This window comes from Nocardiopsis sp. RV163 (genome assembly GCF_001029525.1).
GTDB classification, from domain to species: Bacteria; Actinomycetota; Actinomycetes; order Streptosporangiales; family Streptosporangiaceae; genus Nocardiopsis; species Nocardiopsis dassonvillei.
The window spans coordinates 1-4,151 of sequence record NZ_LEKI01000271.1 but is presented as its reverse complement, the minus strand read 5'-3'; the positions used below and the strand labels follow the sequence as shown (position 1 = coordinate 4,151).

Genomic DNA, 4,151 nt, shown 5'->3' with positions numbered 1-4,151 from the left:
TTTCCGGGGAGGGGAGGGGCCGGGCGCGGGTCAGTCGACGGTGCCCTCGGCGTGGAGGAGTTCGATGAGACGGCGCACCGCCGGGGCGCAGCGCCGGCGGTCGGCGAAGCCGATCCACGCGAGCTCGGCGATCTCGTTGTCCGCCGAGATCTCGCCGTCGTACTCGGCGGTGTGGCACGACAGGCGAACGCGGGTGTCCGGGCCCCGGCCGTGGGCGGCCTCGTCGATCACCGCGATCCGGCGGACCGTGCCCGGCCGCAGGACCACGCTGACCTCCTCCAGCGCCTCGCGGGCCACCGCGGCCTCGTCGCTCTCCCCGGGCTCGCGCTTGCCGCCGGGCAGGTAGAACAGGTCCACCCCGCCGGTGCGCACGCACAGCAGGCGCCCCTCGCGGACGTGGACCCAGGCCAGGGCGTCGATGACGGCGGGGGAGGAGGGCGGTGTGGGTGACATGCGGCCACCCTATGCCAGGGCGTGGATGTCACCTTTGGGAAACACAGTCGTTACCCCCCCTGGGGACAAGGTGCCCCGCCGGGTAATGTGACTTCTTGGGAGCGCTCCCATGCGCGCAGTAACGGGGAAGCAGGGGAAACCGGGGAACACCACACCGAAGGAAGGCTCATGTCCCGCACACGCATAGCCGTCGGAGCAGCAGTGAGCTCCGTCTCGGCCCTGGCACTGGGAGCGGCGCTGCTCGCCTCGGCGCCCGCCTCGGCCGCCGGGTCCGAGTTCTACGTCAACCCCGACACGTCGGCGGCCGTCTGGGTCGAGGAGAACCCGAACGACCCCCGGGCCGACGTCATCCGCGACCGCATCGCCTCGGTCGCCCAGGCCACCTGGTTCACCCAGTACAACCCCGACGAGGTCCGCGACGAAGTGGACGCGGTGGTCAGCGCCGCCGACGCCCAGGGGCAGACGCCCATCCTGGTGGTCTACAACATCCCCGGCCGCGACTGCGGCAACCACAGCGGCGGCGGGGCGCCCAGCCACGACGCCTACCGCGCCTGGGTCGACGAGGTCGCCGCGGGGCTGGAGGGCCGGTCCGCCACCATCGTCCTGGAGCCCGACGCCCTGCCGCTGGTGAGCGCTTGCAGCGACCCGTCCGAACTCCTGGACTCCATGGCCCACGCGGGCAAGGCGCTCATGGGGGGCTCCTCCGAGGCCAGGGTCTACTTCGACATCGGCAACTCGGCCTGGCTCGGCCCCCAGGAGGCCGCCCAACTGCTCAACGGCGCGGACGTCGCGAACAGCGCGCACGGCATCGCCAGCAACACCTCCAACTACAACTGGACCCACGACGAGGTCGCCTTCGCCGAGGCCGTCATCGCGGCTACGGGCGTGCCCGGGCTCGGCGCCGTGATCGACACCAGCCGCAACGGCAACGGTCCCGCGCCCCAGAACGAGTGGTGCGACCCGCCGGGACGGATGATCGGCCGCCCCAGCACCACCGACACCGGCAACCCGCTGATCGACGCCTTCATCTGGACCAAGCTGCCCGGTGAGGCCGACGGCTGCATCGCGCCCGCGGGGCAGTTCGTACCCCAGGCCGCCTACGACATGGCGGTGAACGCCCCCGAGTACCCCACCGACCCCGGTGAGCCGACCGACCCCGAGGAGCCCACCGACCCGCCCGCGGGCGAGGGCTGCACGGCCGACTACAGGGTCGTCAGCGATTGGGGCAACGGTTTCCAGGCGGCGGTGACGGTCACCGCGGAGGACTCCCTCAGCGGCTGGACCGTGACGTGGACCTACGCCGACGGGCAGCGGTTCACCCAGGGCTGGAACGCCGAGTTCTCCAGCAGCGGTTCGCGGGTCACCGCCTCCGACATCGGCTGGAACGGCACGCTCGGCGCCGGCGGCAGCACCGAGTTCGGGTTCACCGGGACCCACACCGGTAGCAACGGCACGCCCGAGGTGACGTGCTCCGCGGCCTGACCGCGCTGACGGGGCGGGACGCGCCGCGTCCCGCCCCGTCCTCCTGGCCGCCTCCGGCCAACCGCGCCGAACCCCGTACCCCGGGGCCGGAGAAGGACTAGCATCCCCGGTGGGTGAAGGGCGGACACGGATGACGGTTCCACAGGCGGGCGAGCGGACCCTGGTGGAGGACAGCGCCTGCGGCGGGTTCCCCGCGCAGGAGGCCGGTCCCCGGCAGGCCCGAGAACGGGCCTACAACCTCTACAGCGCGGCCGTGGGCGCCTGCCTGAGCAGAACCGGGCTCCGGGGGCGCGCCGCCGAACTCCTCGCGCGGGAGGCCCGGCTGCCCTTCCTCGACGACGGGGAGGTCGCCCGGACCAACCGCGAACTCCCCGAAACCGTCGCGGAGCTGCGGGCCGAGCCGATCCGCGTCCGCGACGGCGCGACCCCGGGGGAGCCGGGCCCCGTCCTGGCCGGGGCCGACCTGGAGGCCCTTTTCGACCTCGCGCTCCGCGACCGGCTCACGGGGCCGGCCCGCGAGCGGCCCCGGCTCCTGCTACTGGGCGGCCAGCCCGGCTCCGGCAAGTCCACCCTCCAGCGCCTGGTCCTGCCGTTCCTGCCCGAGGGCACCGTCAGCTACGACGGCGACGACCTGCTGCGCCTGGCCCCCGACTACGAGTGGGCGATGGCCGCCGACGACCGCGTCGCCTCCTCCGCCCTGGCCCGTCAGGTCGGCGGCCTGCACGGACTGGCCATGGCGCACCTGCGCGCGGGCCGCGTGGACGCAGTGTGCAGCCACCCCCTCGGCCGCGCGGACTGGGCCGCGCCCTGGGTCGAGGGGTTCCGCGAAGCCGGGTACCGGGTGGAGGTCGCCCTCGTGGCCACCCACAGCTCCAACAGCCGCTTCGCGATCGCCGACCGGTACGCCCGGGCACGTGACGACCAGGGTTTCGGCAGGTGGACGCCCGAACTCCACCATGACCGTTTCTATCTGGGCCTCCCCAACACGGTGGAGTTCCTGGAGACCCACCGGCTGGCGGACTCGCTCTACGTCCTCTCCCGCGACGGCGACGTGCTCTACGCCAACCACCGGGAGGGCGACGACTGGAGGACCGAGCCGTTCGGGCGCGTCGCACTGGAGGCCGAACGCGGGCGCCGGGAGCTGTGGCACGCCCCCGGGCACGCCCCGCGCAGCGCCGTCTGACGGCCCGGCGGACTGCCGTCGGGGCGCGCCCGGCGGGGCCTCAGTCCCGGGCCGCCAGCCTCCGCACGGCCTCCCGGTCCTCCTCGCCGAACCGCTCCTCCAAGTCCTCGGGCGCGGTGTCCAGGTCGATCCGCGACACGGGCACCCCGCGCGCGGACCCGATCGCGCCGAGGCGGCGCAGCGCGCGGTCGCCCGCGTAGCGGACCAGTTCGCCCGGCGGCAGTTCGTAGCGGCGGGCGGCCGGGTCGCCCGAGAGCTCCTCGCCGCGTTCCACCGTGGACGCCACGTGCGGCAGCAGCTCGTCCAGCCGCTCGCGCACCACGTTCCAGTTGGCGTCGTCGGCCGCCACGTGGCGGCGGCACGTGAAGGTGCCCCACGCCATGTGGCGCCGCTCGTCGTCGCCGATCCTGCGCACGATCCGGCGCATGCCGGGGAAGACGTCGCGCACCGTGCACAGGTGGTTCCAGGCGTAGTACCCGGTCAGCGCCAGCGAGCCCTCGATGACGTGGTTGTAGGTCACCGAGGCGCGCACCTGGTTGCGCGGGCTCGGGTCCTCCGACAGCGCCTCCAGGGCCCCGGGCAGCTCCTCGTAGAACAGCGTCCGGTACCCCGGGTTGGCGTCCACGTATCCGTGCAGGTCCTCGTGGACCCCGAGCGCGTCCAGCCACAGCCGGAACGCCTGGACGTGCCTGGCCTCCTCGAACGCGAACTGGGTCAGGTACATCTCGTCGCCCAGCCGCCCCTCCGCGGCCATGGCCCGCAGGAAGGGCTGGATGTCCTCCGTGACCGCCTCCTCGCCCGCCACGAAGAACGCGCACAGCCGCAGGACGCGCGCCCGGGCCCCCTCGCCCAGCCTCTCCCAGTCCTCGGCGTCCCGGGTCAGGTCGATGTCGGCCGGGTTCCAGAACCGGGCGTTGCCCTTGGCGAACAGTCTGAGCGGGAGGGAGTCCCAGTTCAGGCCGCCGCCCCGTAGCGAGTGGAAGCCGGTGCGGCGCTCCGAGGGAGCGGGCGGGGGCGGTGGCCTGAACTGGGA

Annotated in this window: 4 protein-coding genes; 2 read left to right on the top strand and 2 right to left on the bottom strand. The window is 73.7% G+C overall.

Annotation, left to right across the window (positions count from 1 at the left end):
• Nucleotides 1–30 precede the first annotated feature (30 nt).
• Nucleotides 31–453: an NUDIX domain-containing protein gene (locus ABD54_RS25800; RefSeq protein WP_047872150.1), complete on the bottom strand. Its 423-nt coding sequence runs from the start codon at nucleotides 451–453 to the stop codon at nucleotides 31–33.
• A 168-nt stretch (nucleotides 454–621) separates the two neighbouring features.
• On the opposite strand from ABD54_RS25800, the gene ABD54_RS25795 reads away from it, so the two are divergent.
• Complete coding sequence (locus ABD54_RS25795) at nucleotides 622–1,935, top strand: glycoside hydrolase family 6 protein (protein WP_047872149.1); 1,314 nt, start codon at nucleotides 622–624, stop codon at nucleotides 1,933–1,935.
• A gap of 130 nt (nucleotides 1,936–2,065) precedes the next feature.
• Complete coding sequence (locus ABD54_RS25790) at nucleotides 2,066–3,118, top strand: zeta toxin family protein (RefSeq protein ID WP_047872148.1); 1,053 nt, start codon at nucleotides 2,066–2,068, stop codon at nucleotides 3,116–3,118.
• Between the two features lie 40 nt (nucleotides 3,119–3,158).
• On the opposite strand, the gene ABD54_RS25785 is transcribed toward ABD54_RS25790, so the two are convergent.
• Nucleotides 3,159–4,151: R2-like ligand-binding oxidase (locus tag ABD54_RS25785; protein WP_047872147.1), on the bottom strand; the 993-nt coding region annotated here is incomplete at its 5' end.

Bases quoted from the DNA above. Each gene is read 5' to 3' on its own strand.
- ABD54_RS25790 (WP_047872148.1), top strand. From the start codon at position 2,066: ATGACGGTTCCACAGGCGGGCGAGCGGACCCTGGTGGAGGACAGCGCC.
- ABD54_RS25800 (WP_047872150.1), bottom strand. From the start codon at position 453: ATGTCACCCACACCGCCCTCCTCCCCCGCCGTCATCGACGCCCTGGCC.
- ABD54_RS25795 (WP_047872149.1), top strand. From the start codon at position 622: ATGTCCCGCACACGCATAGCCGTCGGAGCAGCAGTGAGCTCCGTCTCG.